The sequence below is a fragment of the Skermania piniformis genome (genome assembly GCF_019285775.1).
In the GTDB taxonomy this organism is placed as follows: domain Bacteria; phylum Actinomycetota; class Actinomycetes; order Mycobacteriales; family Mycobacteriaceae; genus Skermania; species Skermania pinensis.
Genome location: NZ_CP079105.1, coordinates 1,507,162 through 1,527,449 on the forward strand (window position 1 = coordinate 1,507,162; position 20,288 = coordinate 1,527,449).

At 70.2% G+C, this 20,288-nt stretch carries 17 protein-coding genes; 15 read left to right on the top strand and 2 right to left on the bottom strand.

Translation table 11 applies throughout. The features are described from left to right. Positions 1 to 24: 24 nt before the first annotated feature. Positions 25 to 1,575 (bottom strand): phytoene desaturase family protein, encoded by a 1,551-nt coding sequence (locus tag KV203_RS06985; protein ID WP_066473278.1) that lies wholly within the window; start codon positions 1,573 to 1,575, stop codon positions 25 to 27. Positions 1,576 to 1,598: 23 nt separating this feature from the next. Then, the gene (locus tag KV203_RS06990; protein WP_066473085.1) at positions 1,599 to 2,246 is read right to left on the bottom strand and encodes a GNAT family N-acetyltransferase; all 648 of its coding nucleotides are present in this window, start codon (positions 2,244 to 2,246) and stop codon (positions 1,599 to 1,601) included. A 174-nt stretch (positions 2,247 to 2,420) separates the two neighbouring features. Between KV203_RS06990 and KV203_RS06995 the strand changes: the two genes are divergently transcribed. The 15 genes from KV203_RS06995 to ftsZ all read left to right on the top strand — a co-directional run bounded on the left by KV203_RS06995 (position 2,421) and on the right by ftsZ (position 20,284). Then, positions 2,421 to 2,861: an SAV_6107 family HEPN domain-containing protein gene (locus KV203_RS06995; protein ID WP_083530238.1), complete on the top strand. Its 441-nt coding sequence runs from the start codon at positions 2,421 to 2,423 to the stop codon at positions 2,859 to 2,861. A 178-nt stretch (positions 2,862 to 3,039) separates the two neighbouring features. Next, the gene (locus KV203_RS07000) at positions 3,040 to 3,414 is read left to right on the top strand and encodes a DUF3040 domain-containing protein (protein WP_066473108.1); all 375 of its coding nucleotides are present in this window, start codon (positions 3,040 to 3,042) and stop codon (positions 3,412 to 3,414) included. Positions 3,415 to 3,883: 469 nt separating this feature from the next. Continuing rightward, positions 3,884 to 4,315 (top strand): division/cell wall cluster transcriptional repressor MraZ, encoded by a 432-nt coding sequence (mraZ, locus tag KV203_RS07005; RefSeq protein WP_066473110.1) that lies wholly within the window; start codon positions 3,884 to 3,886, stop codon positions 4,313 to 4,315. Between the two features lie 124 nt (positions 4,316 to 4,439). Next, on the top strand, positions 4,440 to 5,444 hold the full coding sequence (gene rsmH, locus KV203_RS07010) for a 16S rRNA (cytosine(1402)-N(4))-methyltransferase RsmH (RefSeq protein WP_066473112.1): 1,005 nt from the start codon (positions 4,440 to 4,442) through the stop codon (positions 5,442 to 5,444). Further along, positions 5,441 to 6,271, top strand: a complete 831-nt coding sequence (gene ftsL, locus KV203_RS07015; protein WP_066473114.1) for a cell division protein FtsL — start codon at positions 5,441 to 5,443, stop codon at positions 6,269 to 6,271. The genes rsmH and ftsL overlap by 4 nt, the downstream gene beginning before the upstream one ends. Beyond that, a complete protein-coding gene (locus KV203_RS07020) occupies positions 6,268 to 8,118 on the top strand; it encodes a peptidoglycan D,D-transpeptidase FtsI family protein (protein WP_066473116.1) in 1,851 nt (616 codons plus the stop codon). The genes ftsL and KV203_RS07020 overlap by 4 nt, the downstream gene beginning before the upstream one ends. Before the next feature lie 164 nt (positions 8,119 to 8,282). After that, a complete protein-coding gene (locus tag KV203_RS07025; protein WP_083530239.1) occupies positions 8,283 to 9,809 on the top strand; it encodes a UDP-N-acetylmuramoyl-L-alanyl-D-glutamate--2,6-diaminopimelate ligase in 1,527 nt (508 codons plus the stop codon). Beyond that, complete coding sequence (locus tag KV203_RS07030; protein WP_066473118.1) at positions 9,797 to 11,323, top strand: UDP-N-acetylmuramoyl-tripeptide--D-alanyl-D-alanine ligase; 1,527 nt, start codon at positions 9,797 to 9,799, stop codon at positions 11,321 to 11,323. The genes KV203_RS07025 and KV203_RS07030 overlap by 13 nt, the downstream gene beginning before the upstream one ends. Beyond that, positions 11,324 to 12,403 carry a phospho-N-acetylmuramoyl-pentapeptide-transferase gene (mraY, locus tag KV203_RS07035; RefSeq protein ID WP_066473120.1) on the top strand — a complete coding sequence of 360 codons (1,080 nt, stop codon included), beginning with the start codon at positions 11,324 to 11,326 and terminating at the stop codon, positions 12,401 to 12,403. It begins immediately after the preceding gene. Beyond that, entirely contained in the window at positions 12,403 to 13,902 is a 1,500-nt protein-coding gene (murD, locus tag KV203_RS07040) for a UDP-N-acetylmuramoyl-L-alanine--D-glutamate ligase (protein ID WP_066473122.1), read from the top strand. Before mraY ends, murD begins: the two co-directional genes overlap by 1 nt. Further along, the gene (ftsW, locus tag KV203_RS19575; RefSeq protein ID WP_306303595.1) at positions 13,899 to 15,347 is read left to right on the top strand and encodes a putative lipid II flippase FtsW; all 1,449 of its coding nucleotides are present in this window, start codon (positions 13,899 to 13,901) and stop codon (positions 15,345 to 15,347) included. The genes murD and ftsW overlap by 4 nt, the downstream gene beginning before the upstream one ends. Continuing rightward, positions 15,335 to 16,456 (top strand): undecaprenyldiphospho-muramoylpentapeptide beta-N-acetylglucosaminyltransferase, encoded by a 1,122-nt coding sequence (murG, locus tag KV203_RS07045; protein WP_066473288.1) that lies wholly within the window; start codon positions 15,335 to 15,337, stop codon positions 16,454 to 16,456. Before ftsW ends, murG begins: the two co-directional genes overlap by 13 nt. 201 nt (positions 16,457 to 16,657) lie before the next feature. Beyond that, positions 16,658 to 18,088, top strand: coding sequence for a UDP-N-acetylmuramate--L-alanine ligase (gene murC / locus KV203_RS07050; protein ID WP_066473291.1), 1,431 nt, complete (start codon positions 16,658 to 16,660; stop codon positions 18,086 to 18,088). Positions 18,089 to 18,147: 59 nt separating this feature from the next. Beyond that, the gene (locus KV203_RS07055) at positions 18,148 to 18,786 is read left to right on the top strand and encodes a cell division protein FtsQ/DivIB (protein ID WP_066473294.1); all 639 of its coding nucleotides are present in this window, start codon (positions 18,148 to 18,150) and stop codon (positions 18,784 to 18,786) included. A gap of 205 nt (positions 18,787 to 18,991) precedes the next feature. Continuing rightward, complete coding sequence (gene ftsZ, locus KV203_RS07060; RefSeq protein WP_066473124.1) at positions 18,992 to 20,284, top strand: cell division protein FtsZ; 1,293 nt, start codon at positions 18,992 to 18,994, stop codon at positions 20,282 to 20,284. Positions 20,285 to 20,288: the final 4 nt, after the last annotated feature.

Below are 20,288 nucleotides of genomic sequence, written 5' to 3' on the forward strand. Positions count from 1 at the left end.
CGTCGGCGACCTGGAGTTTGCGGGTCAGTGCCGCCACCGCAGCCGCTGGTCGGCCCGAACCAGCCGGGCGACGGTGCGTCCGCTGGCGCCGGACACGCCGCCGCCGGGATGGGTGGAGGCGCCGGTCAGGTAGAGCCCGGGAGCGCCCGGCACGCGGTAGCCGGCGAGCTCGGGCAGCGGTCGCCAGAGCAGCATCTGGTCCAGCGACATCTCCAGGTGCATGACGTTGCCGCCGATCAGGCCGAGTTCGCGTTCCAGGTCGGCCGGGGTCTGGACGTATCGCCGACCGATCTCGGCGGCCGCACCGGGCGCGTACCGGTCCAGTTCGGCGACGATCGCGACTGCGGCCGGTTCGGCGAGGCCCGCCCAGTCCCGACCCCCGGTGAGATGGCGCGGGTGCCATTGCGCCCAGAGCGAGAGCTGGTGTTCGCCGGGTGGGGCGATGCTCGGGTCCAGTGCGGAGAAGCTCATCGCCAACACCGCCGGCCGGGGCGGCAGTTCCCCGGCCAGCGCGGCACCGTGCGCCCGACGGAGCTGGTGCCGGTCGGTGACCAGCAGCTGCAGCCCGGTCGCGGACAACTCTTCGGGCACGCTCGGGTACCGGGGGAGCGCGGCGGTCGCGGCGCGGACCACCATGCCGATTCCGGGTCCGACCCGCGCCCGGCGGCGCCAGCCGGCCAGCACCGCGGGATCGAAGCCGCCCGCCGCCAGCAGATCGAGCGTGGTCAACAGGTGACAGCCGGCGATCACCCGGCGGGCGGACAGCTCGCCGTCGGCGGTCCGGACCCGCCAGCCGGTCCCCCTACGGACCAGTGCGATCACCGGCGTCTCCGGCCGAATGCTGCCGCCGGCGGCGCGCAGCCGGGACACCAGTGCTTCGGTGAGCGCACCGCTGCCGCCGACCGCGCGGCCGGGCGGGATCCGGTGCAACAGCGCGGCGAAGCCGACCATCGGCGCGGTGCCCGGCTCGGACATCGGCGGGCCGGACTGGGCGCCGAACCAGGCCAGGGCGGCCTTGAGTCGTTCGCTGTCGAACATCTCGTCGAGCAGGGCGTCACCGCTGGTCAGGAACTCGCGGGAGAGCGCGGAGCCACCGTCGGGCGCGGGTAGGCCCCAGAACGCGCGGATCAGCCGCGGCCCGGGCGTGACGCCGAACGCGTCCAGCACTCGCGCGCTGCGTGGGCCCCACAGCCCGACGAACCGGCGATAGGCGTCCGCGTCCCGTTCGCCGCAGGCTGCCGCGATGGATGCGCAGGTGGCGTCGAGGTCACGGTGGAACACGATCGGCGGGCTGCCGCTGCCCGGTTCGGCCGGGGCGAATCCCCACGGGTCGCAATCGAGGTACCGCAACCCGTGCTCGGCCAGGCCGAGTTCGTCGACGATGCCGGTGTGCCGAATCATCAGGTGCGCCGACGAGCCACGATCGACCCGGTGCCCGGGGAAGCGTTCGACGGTGGATACCGCCCCGCCGAGTACCCGGTCCCGCTCGAGCACCGTGACCGACCGTCCGGCGGCTGCGAGGTAACAGGCCGCGACCAAGGCGTTGTGTCCGGAGCCGACGATCGCGACGTCCACCGGCTGTGACCCTGCCGGCTCGTTCACCAGCGGTCCGCAGGCGGGTTGTCCAGCGGGAGCGACCGGCCGAGCACCGCGAACGGTCGACTGTCTCCGGCGAAGCCGAATCGCCGCACCACGTCGCCGAAGCCGAGTCGGCGGTACAGCCGCCAGGCGCGGTTGTCCTCGGACTCGATCTCGGGGGTGGACAGCAGCACCGAGCTTTCCGGGCGGCAACCCAGCAACCTGACGGCCATCGCCTGGCCGAGGCCGCGGCCCTGCGCCGCCGGATGGACGTGCAGTTCGGTGAGCTCGAAGTAGTCGCCCAGCACGGCACGGATGTCGAGCTCGCGCCAGCCGGCTCGGCGCATTCCTTCGTCGACCTGCTGGTACCACCATTGCTGCGGCAGGCCGTGATAGCCGTAGCCGACCGCGAGCAGCGGCGCGGTGTCCGGATCGCACCGGCCGGTCGAATCGGGCTGCAGCGCCCCGACCGCCTGCCAGCCCCGCCGCCCGATGTGTTCCAGCCACATCGGGCCGCGGTGCTGTTCGGTGCCGCGCGGATAGCCCATCGCTGCGACGTACACCGCAAGCGCGTCGCGCATCCGGATCCGCATCCGGTGCGCCGAGAGATCGACGATGACCGGCCGGTGGTCGGTACCGGCCGGGCGGCTGAGGTGGGGGCGGGCCATCGTCGGTCTGGTCCAGGTCCGTCGCAGTTCGTCTCGGGCTTCTGTCGGTGGGTGTCGGTATATTCAATCTGTCGAAAGAATGTTCGAGTCGAGTGCTCCGGTGATCGATCGTTCGATTGCGGTTTGCTGCTCGGTCCGAGCGAGGGAAAGTCCGATCCTGGAGGAGGGAGCGAGATGGCTGGTCGCAGTGTCCCGGACCCGGTCGCGGCCCGGTCGCATATGTTGTTGGACCGTGCCGATCGGTTGCTGACGGCCGCGGCGGGGGAGGACGACCCGCGCGAACGGTTCCTGGCCGCCTATCTCTCTGCGTTGCGCGGCGCGGCGGCGGTACTCGCGGCAACCGAAAGCGGCCGCAGTGGTCGGGAGCGTTCGCGCAGCGCTTGGGTGCGGTTGGCGAAGGCGGCGCCGGAGTTCGTGATGTGGTCGGACTATTTCTCCGGCTACTCCGAGACCCGGGCGGCGCTGGAGGCGGGGATTTCCCGGCCGGTGTCGGCCGAGGCGGCGGACGAGTTCTATGCCCGGGTCGGTGCGTTCCTGCATGACGTGGACGATCTGGTTGCCGACGGTGCCCGGCTGCGCACCCTGGACCGCTGGGGGTCGGATCTGACCGCCTGATGCCGACGCGCCGGAGGGGCGACGGTCGGGCAGAATGAGAATCGTGCGACCACCTTGTGGATAGACTATGTGGTACCGCCTAGATCGACCTCGTATCATTGTCTCTAGATAGCTGACATCAGCTGTCTGTCGCCTGACCAGGGGCGACCGCCACGGCCCGGACGCCGGGGGAGGTACTGTGCCACTCTCCGACCACGAGCAGCGCATGCTCGATCAGATCGAGAGCGCGCTCTACGCTGAGGACCCCAAGTTCGTGTCGTCTGTGCGCGGCAGCAGACTGCGGCGGGCCTCCAGTCGGCGACGTTTGCAGGCAATCGCGTTGTTCGCGGTCGGTCTCGTCCTGTTGGTCGCCGGCATCACGCTCCCGGTGAAGCTCGGCGACTTCCCGGTGATCAGCCTGATCGGCTTCATCGTCATGTTCGGCGCCGGCGTGTTGCTACTGGGCGGTCGGGCGAAGTCGGCACCGGACTCGCCGGCGAGCCCGCCCCGCCGCTCCGGCAGCTTCTCGGCCCGGATGGAAGATCGTTTCCGCCGCAGGTTCGAGCAGGAGTAGCCCCGCCCAAACCCGGCTGAACGGCGCCGCACCATTCGATGGTGCGGCGCCGTTGTCGTCGGTACCGGTCCATCGTCGGTACCGGTCCGATCGTGCGGTTCGTGATGTCTTCTCCGGCAGGGCGGCCCCGGCCGGCAACCGGTCGGCCAGCGGGCGCTGCAACCTGCCGGCACCCCGATTCCCCACCTTCCCCCACTTGATCCCACCAGCCTGGTTTCGATCTCGTTTCGGCAACCACCGGCGGGTCGTTTATGCAGGTCATCGCCTTGATGCGACTGTGCTGTGCGTTGCGACGGAGAGGCGCCACGACTTTCGGCGTTTCTTTCCCCCACCGTGCCCCACTACCGTTGACCTGCGAAAATAACTCAGATTTCGGGCGACGAACCCGTTGTATGGATTGCATGTGGGGGAAAGTGGGGTAATGTGGCGGACAGCAAACGAGCAGGGACCCCATTCCGGGAGGTGCTGAGTGTTTCTCGGCACCTACACGCCCAAGCTCGACGACAAGGGCCGGCTCACGCTGCCCGCCAAGTTCCGCGATGCACTGGCAGGAGGGTTGATGGTCACCAAAGGGCAGGACCACAGCCTGGCCGTGTACCCGCGGGAGGAGTTCGCCGCTCTCGCGCGCCGGGCCGCTGCCGCGTCCCGGAGCAATCCGCAGGCCCGCGCTTTCGTGCGGAACCTGGCAGCCGGCACCGACGAACAGCATCCGGATGCGCAAGGCCGGATCACGCTGTCCGCCGACCACCGGCGGTACGCGAACCTGTCACGCGAATGCGTCGTGATCGGTTCCGTCGATTTCCTCGAGATATGGGACCGGACCGCCTGGGAGACCTATCTCGCGGAAAACGAGGAGGAGTACTCCCAGGCGATCGACGAGTCGCTGGACGGAATCGTCTAGCCACCCGCCGGACAGTGGCTCGCGGCCTCTGCCCGATGGACCCTGACGCCCTTCCCCAGCGCCAGGTTCCGCCGGACAGGGACCCCGATCCACTGCCCACCCAGGAAAACGCAGGACGGAGGACCTGGTGGCGTGTGATCCAGGTGCCGCCGCCTCGGCCGAGCGGCCGAGGCATGTGCCGGTGCTGCTGGCCCGGGCCGACGAACTGCTCGGGCCCGCCCTACAAGACTGTGCCCGACCGATATTCGTCGATGCCACGGTGGGTCTCGGCGGTCATGCCGAGCATTTCCTTACTACCTACCCCACGCTGCGGTTGATCGGTCTCGATCGCGATCCGGCAGCCTTGGCGTCGACCGCCGCGCGGCTGGCCCGGTTCGCCGATCGGCTCACGCTGGTCCACACCCGCTACGACGGTCTCACGACGGCGCTGGCGTCCGCGGGACTGGCCGGGTCGGACTCGGTGGATGCGATTCTGTTCGACCTGGGCGTGTCCTCGATGCAGTTGGACGAAGCGGCCCGCGGTTTCGCCTATGCGGTGGATGCCCCGCTGGATATGCGGATGGATCCGAACTCCGGCCCGACCGCGGCCGATCTGCTCAATACCGCGAGCCGGGCCGACCTTGCCCGGATCTTGAAGGAGTACGGCGAAGAGCGATTCGCCGGCCGGATCGCGGCCGCGGTGGTCCGGCGGCGGGCGCGGGAGCCGTTCGTGACGAGCGCGGCCCTGGTCGAATTGATCTACGACTCGGTGCCGGCGGCAACTCGCCGGACCGGCGGGCACCCGGCCAAGCGCACCTTTCAGGCACTGCGGGTGGCGGTCAACGCCGAGCTGGAATCGCTGCGCGCCGCGCTGCCGGCAGCGGTGGACGCCCTGGTGATCGGCGGCCGGCTGGTCGTCATGTCGTACCAGTCGCTCGAAGATCGAGTGGTCAAGCAGGAACTGAGCCGGGCCGCGACCTCGCGCACACCGGTCGGCCTGCCGGTGGAACTGCCCGGGATGGGGCCGGAGCTGCGGCTGCTCACCCGGGGCGCGGAGCGTGCCGACGCACCGGAGATCGAACGTAATCCCAGATCGGCGCCGGTGCGTATGCGCGCAGCGGTTCGTGTGGCCAGGAGGACCGCGGCATGACGGCAGTGATCGACGGCTCGCGGGCCACCGACAAACGCTCGAGCGACACCGATACGCGCGCGAAGGACACCGATACGCGCGCGAAGGACACCGACAAGCGCTCCGGCGACACCGGCCGGGCGGCGCGACGAGGCCGCGGTACGACAGCTGCGCAACGCGCGTACCAGCGGCGTCAGCAACGGGCGAGCGCGCCCGGCGGGGTGCTGCCGCGCCGCGCCGGGCGGCTCGCGGCGCGTATTCCGTTCGTGGCTGCGGTGATCGGCCTGCTCGGTTGCGGGCTGGCGCTGACCCTGCTGCTCACGACTCGTTCCGCCGAGGACAGTTACCAGCTCGGCGCTGCCCGCGCCGACAACCAGCGCCGGATCGAAGAGCGGGCTGCGTTGCAGCGCGATGTGGAGGCCGGCAACTCCGCTCCCGAACTGGCTGCTCGGGCTCGGGAGCTCGGCATGATTCCGGCGCCGGACCCAGCACGGCTGCTCGTCGGGCCGGACGGCTCGGTGACGGTGGTCGGCGACCCGCAGGTAGCCCAGGGGCCGCCCGCTCCGCTGCTGGACCCACCGGTATCCCGCGGCCCGGCCGAAACCCCGGTGCCGGTCCGTCCGCCCGGCGCTGTCGCCGGTGTCCTGGTTCCGGTCACGCCGCCGACCGCATCGGTTCCGGCCGCGGGCGCGCAGCAGGATCAACTGGTACCGGCCACGATCGCCGGATCGGCGACAGCGGCTGCGACACCGACCCCACCGACCCCCCAGACCGGACCGACTGCGCCGCCGCCGACCGGTCCGGTGCCGACCCCGGTTGCCCCGGCAACCCGAGCAGCTGCCCGATGAGCACCGCGGGCGCGGCCCGGCGGCGCCGAGTTCGGGGTATCGACGGCTCGATGCGCTTCCGATTCCGGGTCGGCCGAGTGGTCGTGCTGCTCGCGCTGATCGTCGCGGCGCTACAGCTGCTCTGGTTGCAGGGCATCGCATCCGGTCGGCTCTCGGCACAGGCCGCCGATCAGCGCGCGGTGACCACGATCGACCCGGCCACCCGCGGTGCGATCACCGATCGGGCGGGTCGGCCGCTGGCCTTCACCATCGAAGCGAAGGCGCTCACCTTCCAGCCGGTCCGGGTACGCACGGAACTGGCCGCAGCCCGAGCCGCCGCCGGCGATCGGGCGCCCGAACCGGACCAGCGGCTGCAGGCGATCGCGAACGCGATTCACGCCAAACTGGGTAACCTTGCCCCGACCAAAGACCTGTTGGCCAAGCTGCGCGGCAACGACTCGTTCGCCTACCTGGCGCGCAATGTCGATCCGGCCGTCGCGGCGGGGATCAACGAGGAGTTTCCCGAGGTCGGGTTGGAACGCCAGGATCTGCGGGAATACCCGGGCGGCTCGCTGGCGGCGAACGTCGTCGGGGCCACCGGCTGGGACAACCACGGGCTGCTCGGGCTGGAGTCCTCGATGGACGCGACCTTGGCCGGAACCGACGGCTCGCAGACCTACGACCGCGGCTCGGACGGAGCGGTCATCCCCGGCAGCACTCGGGATCGTCAGCCGGCGGTGAACGGCTCCGGGGTGGAGCTCACCCTGGACTCGGATCTGCAGTACTACGTGCAGCAGCAGGTGCAGCAGGCCAAGAACATGTCCGGTGCGCGCAACGCCTCCGCCGTGGTGTTGGACGCGAAGACCGGCGAAGTGCTGGCGATGAGCAACGACGGCACCTTCAATCCCGCGATCGGCGTCGGCAACAACCCCAAGAGTGCGCAGTTGGGCAACCTGCCGGTGAGCACGCCGTTCGAGCCCGGCTCGGTGAACAAGGTGATCACCGCGGCCGCGGCGATCGAATACAACGTGACCAACCCCGACGAGGTGCTGCATGTGCCCGGCAGCATCCGAATGGGCGGGGTGACGGTCAACGATGCCTGGGCCCACGCCGTGGCGCCTTATACCACCACCGGAGTGTTCGGCAAGTCGTCCAACGTCGGCACCCTGATGCTGGCGCAGCGGGTCGGCGAGGATCGCTGGTGGGATGTGATGCAGAAGATGGGACTGGGCCAGCGCACCGACGTCGGGTTGCCCGGTGAGAGCGCGGGCTCGGTGCCGGACCGCGACCAATGGTCGGGCAGCACCTTCGCGAACCTGCCGATCGGCCAGGGCCTGTCGATGACGCTGCTGCAGATGACCGGGATGTACCAGGCGATTGCCAACGACGGGGTGCGGGTGCCGCCCCGGATCGTGCGGGCCACCGTGGCGGCGGACGGCAGCCGGACCGAGACGCCGATTCCGGACGGGGTGCGGGTGGTCAGCGATCACACCGCGGCCGCGCTGCGCACCATGTTCCAGGCGGTGACCCAGCACGACCCGATGGGCGTCCAGCAGGGCACCGGGGTACCGGCCGGGATCGAGGGATACCAGGTCGCGGGCAAGACCGGCACCGCGCAGCAGGTCGATCCGAGCTGCAAGTGCTACTCCAACTCCAGCTACTGGATCACCTTCGCCGGGATGGCTCCGGCGGACAGCCCGCGGTATGTGGTCGGGATCATGCTCGACGCTCCCCAGCGCAGTTCGGACGGCAGCGGTGGGCAGTCTGCAGCCCCGTTGTTCCACAGTATTGCTTCGTGGGCGTTACAGCGCGACAGCGTGCCACTGTCCCCGCCGCTGCCGCGTCCGCTGGTCCTGCAGGCGAGCTGACCGGGTTCGGGAGCAAGCCAACCCGGCAGGCGTCGGCTCGACCGGCGGCCGCTAGTGTTCTCGTCGGTCGGTAATGTCTACGGTCGGTAACGGCTGCCGTCGTCGATGTCGTCGACAGATTGTCGACCCCAGGAAATGTGGGCCTGTTCGAGAGGAGCTGGTCGATGTCCGTGCTCCGCCCCACCACGCCGCCGATCACCCAGCTGGACAAGTTGGCCGAGCTGGCCGGCGGTCGGTTGCTGGCGCCGTCGAACGTCACGGTGACCGGAATCGAGCACCGCTCGACCGCGGTGCAACCGGGAGATCTGTTCGCCGCCTTGCCGGGCGACCGAACCCACGGCGTGCGGTTCGTCGCGGACGCGATCGAGCGGGGTGCGGTCGCGGTGCTGACCGACCCCGACGGGGCTCGGCAGGCCGGCGAGCTGAGCGTGCCGGTGCTGGTCCACGAGCGGCCCCGCGACGTGCTCGGCGAGGTGTCCGCGTCGATCTACGGAGATCCCTCGCAGCGGCTCGAAGTGATCGGCATCACCGGCACCTCCGGCAAAACCACCACGGCATATCTGGTCGAGGCCGGGTTGCTGGCGGCCGGCCGGACGGTCGGGCTGGTCGGTACGATCGAAACGAAGTTGCGCGGCGACCGGGTGCCCAGCGCGCTGACCACCCCGGAGGCGCCGCAGCTACACGCGCTGTTCGCCGCGATGCTGGAGCAGGGCGTGGACACGGTGGTGATGGAAGTGTCCAGTCACGCGCTGGCGCTCGGCCGGGTCGCCGGCGTGAGCTTCGCGGTCGGGGCATTCACCAATCTGTCCCAGGACCACCTGGACTTCCACGCCGATTTCGAGGACTACTTCGCCGCGAAGGCCCGTTTGTTCGACCCCGCGTCGCCGGTCCGGGCGGCCCGCTCGATCGTCGTGATCGACGACGCCTGGGGTATACGCATGGCCGAGCTGGCCGGTAGCACCGTGCAGACGGTGTCGGCGACCGGCCGCGCGGCGGACTGGACGGCCACCGACGTGTTCACCGAGCGCAGCGGCTCGCAATCGTTCGAGGTGGTCGGCCCGGCGTCCGCGGCGCACGCCGGGGTGCGGTTACCCGGGCGCTACAACGTGACCAATGCGCTTCTGGCGCTGGCGATCTGCGCAGCTGTCGGGGTGCCGCCGACGGTTGCGGCGCGCGGCATCGAGAACGTGGATGTGCCGGGCCGGGTGCAGAAGATCGACCGCGGGCAGGACTTCCTCGCCGTGGTGGATTACGCGCACAAGCCCGATGCGCTGGAGAAGGTGCTCGGTACGCTGCGCCAATATGTCGATGGCCGGATTGCGGTTGTCGTCGGCGCCGGCGGTGACCGGGATTCGGCGAAGCGACCGATGATGGGTGCGGTGGCGGCGCGGCTGGCCGATTGGCTGGTGATCACCGACGACAACCCGCGCACCGAGGATCCGGCGCTGATCCGGAGCGCGGTGCGGGGTGGCGCCGACGCCGAGCACGGTCGTGCCGAGGTGAGCGAGATCGGCGATCGCGCGGTGGCGATCGCCGAGGCGGTGGCGTGGGCACGTGCCGGAGACGTCGTGTTGGTCGCCGGCAAGGGGCACGAGACAGGTCAGGAGATCGCCGGGGTGAAGTATCCGTTCGACGACCGCGAGGTGCTCGCGGCCGCACTCGACCGCCGGCTGGCGCAATGGTCCCGCTGACCCTGGCGGCGATCGCGGACGCGGTCGGCGGGGTGCTGCACGACGTACCGGATCCGGACGTCGCAGTGACCGGGACGGTCGAGTTCGACTCCCGCGAACTCGGGCCGGGCGGCCTGTTCCTGGCGTTGCCCGGCGCGCGGACCGATGGGCACGACCATGCCGCGGCCGCGGTCGCCGCCGGTGCGGTGGCGGTGCTCGCCGCCCGTCCGGTCGGCGTGCCGGCCGTTGTGGTGACCCCGACCGAGGCCGACCGGGCGCAGGCCGCACAGAGCCACGCGATGGCGTTGGAACACGACGTCACCGGTTCCGGTGTCGCGGTGCTCGGCGCCCTGGCGAGGTTGGCCCGGCTCTCGGTGGATCGCCTGGCCGCCGCCGGGTCGGCCGACGGCAGCCGGGCCGGCCTCACGGTGATCGGCGTGACCGGCTCGTCCGGCAAGACCTCGACCAAAGATCTGCTCGCCGCGGTGCTGGCGCCGCTCGGACCGACCGTGGCGCCGCCCGGCTCGTTCAACAACGAGCTGGGACATCCCTGGACGGTGCTCCGCGCGGGCGTCGATACTCGATTTCTGGTGCTGGAGCTGTCGGCTCGCGGGCCGGGTCACATCGCGGCGCTGGCGGCGATCGCGCCGCCGCGAATCGGCGTGGTGCTCAATGTGGGCACGGCCCATCTGGGCGAGTTCGGTTCGCGCGAGACGATCGCGCAGACCAAGGGGGAACTGGTCGCGGCGTTACCGCCGGACGGGCTCGCGGTGCTCAACGCCGACGATCCGCTGGTCCTCGGTATGGCGGCGCGGACGCGTGCCCGGATCTGTCTGGTCGGCACCGCCGAGAAGGCCGACATCCGGGCCGTCGACGTCCGCACCGACGAGCTGGCCCGACCGCGGTTCACTCTGGTCTGTCCGGCCGGTCGGGCGGACGTCGCGCTGGCCGTGCACGGCGAGCATCAGGTGGGCAACGCCCTGGCCGCGGCCGCGGTGGCGCTGGAGTGTGGCGCCTCGCTGGAGCAGGTGGTCACCGCGCTGGGCGGGGCGAGCCCGGCGTCGCGGCGACGGATGGACGTCCGCACCCGGGGCGACGGGGTGACCGTGATCAACGATTCCTACAACGCCAATCCGGATTCGGTGCGAGCAGCGTTGAAGGCACTGGTCACGATGGCGCGGTCGACCGCGCCTGCCCGCCGCACCTGGGCCGTGCTCGGCGAGATGGGTGAGCTGGGCGCCGACTCGGTGGTCGAGCACGACGGGGTCGGCCGGCAGGTGGTTCGGCTCGCTGTCGACCGGTTGATCGTCGTCGGCGACTCTCGGCCCGCCCACGCGATGCATCACTCGGCGGTGCTGGAGGGTTCCTGGGGTGGCGAATCGGTGCTGGTGCCGGATCCGGATGCCGCGCTCGCCCTGTTGCACGCCGAATTGGCGCCCGGGGATCTGGTGCTGGTGAAGGCGTCTCAGGCCGAAGGGCTGTGGTCGGTCGCGGAGACGTTGACGGCCGAGACGCTGACCGGGGGCGTTCGCTAGATGATCCAGATTCTGTTCGCGGCGGCGATCGCGCTTGCGGTGTCGATCCTGCTCACCCCAGCGCTGATCAAGGCATTCTCCCGACAAGGCTTCGGCCAGGAGATCCGGCTGGAGGGGCCGGCGTCGCATCAATCCAAACGGGGCACGCCCACGATGGGCGGGGTGGCGATCCTGGCCGGCCTGTGGGCCGGGTACTGGGGCGCGCACCTGATCGGCGCCGCCAACGGTTGGGCCGGTCCGTCCGCGTCGGGCATCCTGGTGCTCGGTTTGACGACGGTGCTCGGTGGGGTCGGTTTCCTCGACGACTTCATCAAGATCCGCAAGCAGCGCAACCTCGGCCTGAACAAGACCGCCAAACTGATCGGTCAATTGGCCGCGGCGGTGATCTTCGCCATCCTGGCATTGCAGTTCCCCGGGGCAAGCGGGCTCACTCCGGGCAGCACACACCTGTCCTATGTGCGAGACATCACCACGGTGTCGATCGGCGCACTGCTGTTCGTGGTCTGGTGTTACATGATCATCAGCGCCTGGTCGAACGCGGTGAACCTCACCGATGGGCTGGACGGGCTCGCCGCCGGCTCGATGGGCTTCGTGCTCGGCGCCTATGTGTTGATCACCTTCTGGCAGTACCGGTACGCGTGTGAAACCCATCCGGGGAAGGGCTGCTACGACGTCCGCGATCCGCTCGACCTGGCACTGCTGTGCAGTGCCGGCGCCGCGGCGTGCATCGGGTTCTTGTGGTGGAACGCCGCGCCGGCGCAGATCTTCATGGGTGACACCGGCTCGCTGGCCCTCGGCGGCATGCTGGCGGGACTGTCGATCACCACCCGGACCGAGCTGCTGATGATCGTGATCGGCGCGTTGTTCGTCGCGGAGGCGATCAGCGTGGTGATCCAGGTCGCGGTGTTCCGCTCGATCCGAAGACGGGTTTTCCGGATGGCCCCGTTCCATCACCACTTCGAATTGGGCGGCTGGGCCGAGACAACGGTGATCATCCGGTTCTGGTTGCTCGCGGCGATCGCCTCGGTGATCGGTATGGCGCTGTTCTACGGTGAATATCTGACGGCGACCGGTACCTGATGCGGACGGATGTGGCAGCCCGCACCCCGGACCTGGCCGCGTTGGCCGGGGCGCCGGTACTGGTCGCGGGCTGGGGGATCTCCGGTCGCGCCCTGATCGAGCCGCTGCGTGAACTCGGCGCCCGGATTTCGGTCACCGATGCACGTCCGGGCTCGTTGGCCGAGGCGGCAGCGGCCGGCCTGGGCACGATCGACGACGCCGCGTTCGCCGGCCCGGCCGGGCGGGATTTCGCGCTGGTGATCGTCAGTCCCGGGGTGGCACCGGCGGCGCCGCTGGCGCTCGCGGCCGCGGCGCACGGGGTCCCGGTGATCGGCGACGTCGAGTTCGCCTGGCTGTTGGACCGATCCCGGCGCTACGGATCGCCCCGGCAATGGCTGGTCGTCACCGGGACCAACGGCAAGACCACCACCACGGCGATGCTGGCGTCGGTCCTGGCCGCGGCCGGACGGAACGCGATCGCCTGCGGGAACATCGGGCTGCCGGTGGTCGAGGCGATCCGGGCCGGTCGGGCGGACGTGCTGGCCGTCGAGTTGTCCTCGTTCCAGCTGTACTGGGCGCCATCGGTGCGCCCGGCCGCCGGCGTGGTGCTCAACATCGCCGAAGACCATCTGGACTGGCACGGCGGGATGGCCGGTTACGTCGCTGCGAAGGCGCGCGCGCTTACCGGCCGGGTCGCCGTGGTCGGCCTCGACGATCCGATCGCGGCGGCTTTGGCCGACTCCGCCCCCGCCGAGCGGATCGTCGGTTTCCGGCTCGGTGAGCCGGCCCCGGGCGAGCTCGGGGTGCTGGGCGGGCAGTTGACCGATCGGGCGTTCGCGTCCGCGGCCGATCTGGGCCCGGTATCGGCGATCAGTCCGCCCGGCCCGGCCGGGGTGCTGAACGCATTGGCGGCGGCGGCGCTCGCCCGGGCCATCGGGGTACCGGCGCCGGCGGTGGCCGTGGGCTTGGCCACGCACCGGGTGGGACCGCATCGGGCCGCGTTCGTCCGGGAACTGGGTGGCGTCGAGTTCGTCGACGACTCCAAGGCCACCAATCCGCATGCAGCGCGGTCGTCGTTGCTATCGCATCGGCGGGTGATATGGCTGGCCGGTGGCCTGCTCAAGGGTGCGGCGGTGGACGAGTTGGTCGTCGAGGTCGCCGATCGGCTGGTGGCGGTGATCCTGCTCGGCGCCGATGCGCAGCGGATCGCGGATGCGGTAACCCGACACGCCCCGGATGTACCGGTGGTTGTGCTGCGCGCGGGTGACGATACTTCTGTGACTGCAGTATCTGGTGAGATCGGTGGGACGGGCGACTCAGCGGGGGGAGTCGAGTCCGCTGACGCGGTGATGGGCCGCGCGGTGCGGACGGCCGCCGCGTTCGCTCGGCCGGGAGATGTCGTGCTGCTCGCGCCGGCCGCTGCGTCGCTGGACATGTTCGTCTCGTACGGCCATCGCGGGGACAGTTTTGCTGCTGCGGCGCGTCGGTTGACCCCGGCCGACGTGGGTTCCGGGCGATGACGACCGTCCGGTCCCGGCCCGAGCGCCGGACCCGGACGCAGGCACAGACCCGGTCGGCCGGCCCGAGCCGGCTCGCCGCGGTCGGTCCGGTCTTCGCCCGGCTCGGTGGTTGGCTTGCTCGTCCACTGGCATCGTTCCACCTGGTGGTCACCATCGCGGTACTGCTCACCGTGCTCGGCCTGGTCATGGTGCTCTCCGCGTCCAGCGTCGAGTCCTATGCCGATGGTGGGTCGGCCTATTCGATGTTCACCCAACAGGCGATGTACGCCGCGCTCGGTACCGCGTTGTTCTATCTGGCGCTGCGGTTGCCGGTCCGGTTGTTGCGGGCGGCGGCGTTCCCGTTGTTCGCCGGATCGGTGACGTTGCTGGTGCTGGTGCTCATTCCCGGGATCGGGGTGGAGGCGCAAGGCGCCCGGCGCTGGTTCATGCTCGGTCCGGTGTCGATCCAACCGTCCGAGATCGTCAAGGTTGCCCTGGCGTTGTGGGGGGCACACCTGCTCGCGGTCCGGCGAGTGGACCGAGCCGGTTGGCGTCAGCTGGTGGTGCCACTGGTCCCGGCAGCGGTGTTCGTGTGCGTTCTCGTGGTGTTGCAGCCGAACCTGTCCACCGCGATCGCGATCGGGATCATCCTGGCTGCGCTGATGTGGTTCGGTGGTCTGCCGGCCCGGATGTTCCTGTCGGTGGTTGCCGCCGGCGCGACCGGTGCGGTGTTGCTCGCGTTGAGCGCCGGCTACCGCTCGGACCGGATGAAGGCCTTCTTCAACCCCGGCCACGATCCGCAGGGGATCGGCTACCAAGCGCGACAGGCGCAGTTCTCACTCGCCGACGGGCACTGGTTCGGGGTGGGGTTGGGGCAGAGCCGGGCGAAATGGAGTTACCTGCCGAACTCGCACAACGACTTCATCTTCGCCATCATCGGCGAGGAACTGGGTTTCCTCGGCGGGCTGGCATTGATCGCGCTCTTCGCCTTGTTCGCCTACATCGGACTGCGGATCGCGGCGCGCAACGTGGACCCGTTCCTGCAACTGCTGGCCGCCACCGGCACGGTGTGGATCACCGCCCAGGCGTTCATCAACATCGGCTATGTGGTGGGCTTGTTGCCGGTGACCGGTCAGCAATTACCGTTGGTCTCCTACGGCGGGTCGTCGTTGGCGATCACGTTGTTCATGTTCGGCTTGATTGCCAGCGCGGCCCGACACGAACCGGAGTCGATCGCCGCGTTGGCAGCCGGCCAGGACGGCCGGTTCAGCAAGTTACTGCGGCTACCCAAGCCGCAGCCATACACCTCACCCCGGCGTCCTTCGGCCACTCGGCGCCCGGCGGTTCGGCGGTCGCCCGCTCCGGCGGGTGGACTGCGTTCCGCCGCGCCGCGGGCCGGGAACGGGCGGTCACGGGGTCCGGCGGCCCGGCCCGCCGGTTATCGGGAGCGAGGATCGGTGCGTTGAGCAGCGGATTGTCGGTTGTCGTCGCAGGCGGCGGAACCGCCGGACATATCGAGCCGGCGCTGGCCGTGGCGGACGCGATCCGCCGCCTGGTACCGGGTGCGCGGGTCACCGCGCTCGGCACGGCGCGTGGTTTGGAGACCCGGCTGGTGCCGGAGCGGGGTTACCCGTTGGAGTTGATCCCGCCGGTGCCGTTGCCGCGCAAGCCGACCCTGGATCTGCTGCGGCTGCCCGGCCGGGTAGCCACGGCGGTTCGGCGGACTCGGGCGGTGCTGCGTGAGGTCGAGGCGGATGTGGTGGTCGGATTCGGCGGTTACGTCGCCTTGCCGGCCTATCTGGCAGCCGGTCGCGGCGCGGACCGGGTGCCGATCGTGGTGCACGAGGCGAATGCGAAGGCCGGTCTGGCGAACCGGGTCGGGGCTCGGTTCGCTACCCGGGTGCTGGCCGCCGTGCCGGGGGCCGGCGTCCGGGCCCGCGGCAGAACCGACGCCGAGCAGATCGGCATCCCGGTGCGCTCGACGATCGCCGAGCTCGATCGAGAGGCCTTCCGGGCCGGCGCGCGGGCCGGTTTCGGGCTGCCCGACGACGGTCCGGTACTGCTCGTCTTCGGTGGTTCGCAGGGGGCCGCCAAGCTGAATTCGGCGGTCTCCGGAGCGGCCGAGAAGCTTGCCGCCGCAGGCATTTCGGTGCTCCACGCACACGGCGCCAAGAACACCGTCGAGCTGCCCGAACCGACGCCGGGGGCGCCGTACGTCGCGGTCGATTATCTGTCCCGAATGGACCTGGCGTACGCGGCCGCGGACGCAGTGATCTGCCGGGCCGGCGCGATGACCGTGGCGGAGGTGTCGGCGGTCGGGCTGCCCGCCTGGTACGTCCCGTTGCCGCACGGTAACGGCGAGCAGGAGCTGAACGCTGCGCCGGTGGCGTCCGCAGGGGGTGGAACAATCGTCCGCGACGCCGAGCTGACGCCCGACTATGTCGTCGACCGGATCATCCCGGTGCTGCGCGATCCGGCGCAGTTGCAGGCGATGGGCCGGGCCGCGGCCGGCGCGGGACATCGTGACGCGGCAGACGACGTTGCGCGAATCGTGTTGGAGGTGGCGGCGCAGTGAGGATCGCAGCGAGGAACGAGCGAGGACCGGAGCGGAGCCGGAACCGACCATCGAGAACAGAGGTGGCGGCGCAGTGAGGATCGCAGCGAGGAACGAGCGAGGACCGGAGCGGAGCCGGAACCGACCATCGAGAGCAGAGGTGGCGGCGCTGTGAACACCCCTGGAGTGATCCAGCTTCCCCAGGAACTGTCCCGCGTGCACATGGTGGGGATCGGTGGGGCCGGGATGTCGGGGATCGCCCGCATCCTGCTCGCCCGGGGGGGCGCGGTGTCCGGGTCGGACGCGAAGGAGAGCCGCGCGGTGCTGTCGCTGCGCGCGCGCGGTGCCGACGTCCGGATCGGCCACGACGCGTCCGCGCTGGACCTGCTCCCCGGTGGCCCGACCGCGGTGGTCACCACCCATGCGGCGATCCCGAAGGACAATCCGGAGCTGGTCGAGGCGGCGCGCCGGGGGATTCCGGTGGTGCTGCGTCCGGCGGTGCTGGCCACCTTGATGCGCGGCCAGCGTACGTTGCTGGTGTCCGGTACCCACGGCAAGACCTCGACCACGTCGATGCTGATCGTGGCGTTGCAGCATTGCGGCTTCGACCCCTCGTTCGCCGTCGGCGGTGAGTTGAACGAGGCCGGGACCAATGCCCATCACGGCAGCGGCGACGTGTTCGTCGCCGAGGCCGACGAAAGCGACGGGTCGTTGCTGCAGTACGACCCGAACGTCGTGGTGATCACCAATATCGAGGCCGATCACCTGGATTTCTACGGTAGCGAGGCTGCCTACGTCCAGGTGTTCGACGATTTCGTAGCCCGGTTGCGTCCGGGCGGGTTGCTGGTGGTCTGCCTGGACGATCCGGGCTCGGCCGCGCTCGCCCGGCGGGTCCTCGATCGGGGCGGGGATGTCCGGGTGCTGGGTTACGGCACGACGCCGGAGCACGAAAGCTTGCCGGTCGCGGTGTGGCTGCGCAGCTGGGAGCCGCGCGATGTGGGGGGCGTGGCGCAGTTCCAGTTCACCGGGGAGGCGGCGCCGCGCACCCTGCGGCTCGCCGTGCCGGGCCGCCACATGGCGTTGAACGCGCTCGGCGCGATCCTGGCCGCGCGCGACGCCGGTGCCGAGATCGCCGATATCCTGGCCGGCCTGTCCGGGTTCGCCGGGGTGCATCGGCGGTTCCAGTTCACCGGCCGCGAACACGGTGTCCGGGTCTTCGACGACTACGCCCACCACCCGTCCGAGGTGCGGGCAGTGCTCGGCGCGGCGGCCGAACTGGTATCGCAGGAGGCCGGCTCGAACCGGCCCGGTCGGGTGGTCGTGGTGTTCCAGCCGCATCTCTACAGCCGTACGGCCACCTTCGCCGACGAGTTCGGGGCAGCGTTGAGCCTGGCGGACGAGGTGGTGGTGCTGGATGTGTACGGCGCGCGCGAGGCGCCCGTTCCCGGCGTCAGCGGTGCGTTGGTGGCCCAAGCGGTGACCGGGTCGGTGCATTATCAACCGGACATGTCCCGGGTCGGCCGGCAGGTTGCCGCGATGGCCCGTCCGGGTGACGTGGTGATCACCATGGGCGCGGGCGACGTCACGATGCTGGGTAGCCAGATTCTGGATGCGTTGCGCGCGCGACCGCACCACGCGCGGCCACCGGGATGAACCGGCCCGCCCGGCGGGAACGACGGGGGGAGCGCGCGATCGCGCGGTCGGTCGGGCGGGTGCTGGCGGTCGTGGCGCTGATCGCCGCGGTGCTGGCGGTGGTCGCCTGGTTCTCGCCCTTGCTGGCGGTTCGTTCCGTGCGGGTCGAGGGTGCTGCCGCGGTGCCGGCGGAGCAGATCGTTGCGGCGGCGGCCGTCGAGGATGGCCGGCCGCTGCTCCGGGTGGATATCGACGCGGCGGCGCGCCGGGTCGCTGCGATCCCGAAGGTAGCGCAGGCTCGGGTGCAGCGCTCCTATCCGTCGACGATCCGGATCGTGGTGGTGGAGCGGGTTCCGGTGGCCTACGTCGATTCACCGCAGGGCCCGCATCTGCTCGACGCGGGTGGGGTCGAGTTCGCGATCGAACCGGCGCCGCCGAACCTGCCACAGCTGACGGTGCCCGATCCGGGTCCGAACGATCCGAAGACCACGGCGGCACTCGCGGTGCTGGCGGCGGTGCCGCCGGTGTTGCGTGATCAGATCCGTGCGGTCACGGTGCCGTCACTCTCGGCGATCACGTTCGCCCTCCGGGACAACCGGGTGCTGGTTTGGGGCGACGATCAGCATTCACCGCGCAAGGTGGAGGTGGCGTTGCCGCTGTTGGCTCAGCCGGGGCAGACCTACGACGTATCCAGTCCGGATCTGCCGACGGTTCGCTGAGCGCCGGCGCTGTCGGTGGTTCGCCGCGGGCGGGTGCGGGAAAATCGGCGCGTGGCTCGGCGCGCCTGCACCGGGTTTGCCGGGTAGCCGCTTAGCGTCTTTGCAGTCGGTCACTTGACATAACATTAAACCTGATGTTGAGGTTTAGAGTTGGTCATCCGCCCGGCCCGCCCCACCCTTTGATCGATGGAAGGCGAAAAGAGCCATGACGCCACCGCACAACTACCTTGCCGTGATCAAGGTTGTCGGGATCGGCGGCGGCGGCGTGAATGCCGTCAACCGGATGATCGAACAGGGTCTCAAAGGTGTCGAGTTCATCGCGGTGAACACCGATGCCCAGGCGCTGTTGATGAGCGACGCGGATGTCAAGCTCGACGTCGGTCGGGAGTTGACCCGCGGCCTCGGCGCCGGCGCTGATCCGGAGGTCGGTCGCAAGGCCGCCGAAGACCATAAAGACGAGATCGAAGAGGTCCTCAAGGGCGCCGACATGGTGTTCGTCACGGCCGGCGAGGGTGGCGGCACGGGTACCGGCGGGGCGCCGGTGGTGGCCGGCCTCGCCCGCCGGCTCGGTGCGCTGACCATCGGGGTGGTGACTCGGCCGTTCTCCTTCGAGGGCAAGCGTCGCGGTGGTCAGGCCGAAGCCGGGATCACCGCGTTGCGCGAATCCTGCGATACCTTGATCGTTATTCCGAACGACCGGCTGCTGCAGCTCGGCGACGCCGCGGTGAGCCTGATGGACGCTTTCCGGTCCGCGGACGAGGTGCTGCTCAACGGGGTGCAGGGAATCACCGATCTGATCACCACTCCCGGCCTGATCAACGTGGACTTCGCCGATGTGAAGAGCGTCATGTCCGGCGCGGGAAGTGCGCTGATGGGGATCGGTTCGTCGCGGGGCGACGGCCGCTCGATCAAGGCGGCGACCGCGGCGATCAACTCGCCCTTGCTGGAGGCTTCGATGGAAGGCGCGCACGGCGTGCTGCTGTCCATCGCCGGCGGTTCCGACCTGGGCTTGTTCGAGATCAACGAAGCGGCGTCGCTGGTGCAGGAGGCGGCGCATGTCGATGCGAATATCATCTTCGGCACGGTGATCGACGATTCGCTCGGCGACGAGGTCCGGGTGACGGTGATCGCCGCCGGTTTCGACAGCGGCAACCCCTCCCGACGCTCGGTCGAGGCGCCGCCGCAGTCCGGTCGTGGAAGTATCGCCGCCGGTCGCGCCGGTGATTACCATCAGGGTGATCGCGGCGGCGAGTACCCCGGCGGTGGTCGGGAGCTGCGCGGCAGTGGCCGGGCCGACGAGTTCGACCTGGGACGTAATCGCAACGGTTCCGAAATCGCGGCGAACGCCGGCAGCTATCCGGGCTTCGGCGACGCCGCCACCGTTCGGCTGCCGGTGCACGGTGGGGCATCGGCCGCGCCGCACCGACCGGCCGAGCCACCGGTGCCGCCGGCCGATCTCGACGACGACGTGGACGTGCCCTCGTTCATGCGTCGCTGAGCCC

Bases quoted from the DNA above. Each gene is read 5' to 3' on its own strand.
- KV203_RS06995 (WP_083530238.1), top strand. From the start codon at position 2,421: ATGGCTGGTCGCAGTGTCCCGGACCCGGTCGCGGCCCGGTCGCATATG.
- murD (WP_066473122.1), top strand. From the start codon at position 12,403: ATGCGGACGGATGTGGCAGCCCGCACCCCGGACCTGGCCGCGTTGGCC.
- KV203_RS07020 (WP_066473116.1), top strand. From the start codon at position 6,268: ATGAGCACCGCGGGCGCGGCCCGGCGGCGCCGAGTTCGGGGTATCGAC.
- murC (WP_066473291.1), top strand. From the start codon at position 16,658: ATGGTGGGGATCGGTGGGGCCGGGATGTCGGGGATCGCCCGCATCCTG.
- mraY (WP_066473120.1), top strand. From the start codon at position 11,324: ATGATCCAGATTCTGTTCGCGGCGGCGATCGCGCTTGCGGTGTCGATC.
- ftsL (WP_066473114.1), top strand. From the start codon at position 5,441: ATGACGGCAGTGATCGACGGCTCGCGGGCCACCGACAAACGCTCGAGC.
- ftsZ (WP_066473124.1), top strand. From the start codon at position 18,992: ATGACGCCACCGCACAACTACCTTGCCGTGATCAAGGTTGTCGGGATC.
- KV203_RS07025 (WP_083530239.1), top strand. From the start codon at position 8,283: ATGTCCGTGCTCCGCCCCACCACGCCGCCGATCACCCAGCTGGACAAG.
- KV203_RS07030 (WP_066473118.1), top strand. From the start codon at position 9,797: ATGGTCCCGCTGACCCTGGCGGCGATCGCGGACGCGGTCGGCGGGGTG.
- KV203_RS06990 (WP_066473085.1), bottom strand. From the start codon at position 2,246: ATGGCCCGCCCCCACCTCAGCCGCCCGGCCGGTACCGACCACCGGCCG.
- ftsW (WP_306303595.1), top strand. From the start codon at position 13,899: ATGACGACCGTCCGGTCCCGGCCCGAGCGCCGGACCCGGACGCAGGCA.